The organism is Alcanivorax sp. HI0044 (genome assembly GCF_001634945.1).
The window spans coordinates 1-1,720 of record NZ_LWEZ01000408.1; the positions used below are offsets into that span (position 1 = coordinate 1).

Sequence of the window (1,720 nt, forward strand, 5' to 3'; positions counted from 1 at the left end):
AGTTGTTGTTTGTCGGGCTGAAAGGGCTAGCCTTCGTAGCCCATGCTGCGCAGGGTCTCGCGTTGTTCCCGCACGGTTTCCGCCAGAATACGGTTTTCCAGCAAAATATCGCGGAACTTCAGGCCTTCGCGGATATTGTCGAGTAACTGGTCGTCGTCCCAGGGTTTGGGGATAAAGCGGAATGCGCCGGCTTTGTTGATCGCGGACATGACCGTCTCGATGTCGATCACCCCGGTCAGCACAATACGAATGGTGTCGGGTTGCAGGTCGCGCAGTTCCTGTAGCAGTTCCAGGCCATTCATCTCCGGCATCATATAGTCGGTGATCACCGCATCGAATACGGTAGTGCGCGCCCGGCGCAGGGCTTCGTGGGGGTCCTGGTAGGTTTCCACTTCCCAGTCGGTGTAGGTATTGATAGTGCGCTTCAAGGCTTTGAGGATGTATTCCTCATCGTCCACGACCATGACCTGATACATGGTGAGTCCCTCATTCACGGCGTGCTACATTGTGCTCACCCTTTTCCGCTAAGGGTGGGCACACGGGTATCAGGTTTTACGATACGCCCCGCTATAGGGGCTGACAATTGGTTCGGGCAACGGCAAGGAGCCGGTCATGCCGTCCGGATAGCCGTTTATCCGGCAGGGACGAAAACCGCACAATGGTGGGGAAAAGCGCGGGGAAAACGCGCAAAAAAACGGCTACGTGATCTGCACGATGGCTTTGGTCACCGATCCGGTGGCGATCAGGCGTTCCTGCTGCTGCGCGTTTATGGCATAGGCTTCAGCCCGCATGGCAGCAAGGGTTCGGCCCAGGCGGTCCACATGGGCGCGGATCACGACCTGTTCGCCCCGGCTGGCGGCACGCAGCACGCTGCTATGGGTTTCGATGGTCACCGCGTGCTGCTCGGGTGGCAGTCTGGAGGCCGCCGCAAAAAAGCAGGCCACATCCATCAAGGCATAAACGATGCCGCCATGCAGGGCACCCTGGGGGTTGGTGGTGAAATCATTCACCGGGAAACGCACTTCACTGCGGCCATCCACCGCGCTTACCAGTTCCAGTTCGCAGGCCCGGTGCAGTGGGTGGGCGAGAATGTCGTTTTTGATCTGGTCAATGTGGCTCATGGTTTTCCTTTTTCATTCCGGCGAAACGGAGCCGACACTATACGATGCCGATTCGGAAAACGGGATGACCGGATCGTACCCACAGGTGACGGGGAACCGATTGTCTTGACGGCGGTCTATGGGTATCGCAAGGTTGCGACTCTTCCCTCGTTAGCGGGCATCCCATGAAAGCACTGGTCTACACATTGCTGCTTGTCATCAGTACTCATGTACTGGTGCTGGATGCCATGCATCACGGGCACGATGGTGGCGCAGCTGCCTCGCTGGAACAGGTCCAGCAGGATCTGGTCAGTGCGGATGTGCTGGACAAAGGCGGCGACCATTGCTGTCAATGCCATGGTTTCATGGCCTCCACCGATTGTGAGCCGCTGCGCCTGGCCCCGCCCTCTGCAGGTCAAATGGCGTTGCGCCCCTTCCTGCCGGATGCCCCGGCCGATAACCCTTTCCGTCCTCCTATAGCCTGATCGTTTCTTCGTTTCCCCGACTTTGTTGCCTTGTCCATCGGTGAATGTGCGCCGTGGCGAGCGTCGGCATTGTTCTTGACGTAACGTTTTGAGACATCAGGAGTTTCCCCATGGGAATCCAGACCCCAGTGCGCA

General features: G+C 58.0%; 3 protein-coding genes. 1 reads left to right on the forward strand and 2 read right to left on the reverse strand.

Annotated features, from left to right (window positions below; translation table 11 throughout):
* Positions 1–26: 26 nt before the first annotated feature.
* Both A3730_RS04940 and A3730_RS04945 read right to left on the reverse strand, forming a co-directional pair.
* Positions 27–494 (reverse strand): response regulator, encoded by a 468-nt coding sequence (locus A3730_RS04940; protein ID WP_156496819.1) that lies wholly within the window; start codon positions 492–494, stop codon positions 27–29.
* A gap of 204 nt (positions 495–698) precedes the next feature.
* Positions 699–1,121 (reverse strand): PaaI family thioesterase, encoded by a 423-nt coding sequence (locus A3730_RS04945; RefSeq protein WP_063518936.1) that lies wholly within the window; start codon positions 1,119–1,121, stop codon positions 699–701.
* A gap of 164 nt (positions 1,122–1,285) precedes the next feature.
* On the opposite strand from A3730_RS04945, the gene A3730_RS04950 reads away from it, so the two are divergent.
* Positions 1,286–1,585: a hypothetical protein gene (locus tag A3730_RS04950; protein WP_063519014.1), complete on the forward strand. Its 300-nt coding sequence runs from the start codon at positions 1,286–1,288 to the stop codon at positions 1,583–1,585.
* Positions 1,586–1,720 lie beyond the last annotated feature (135 nt).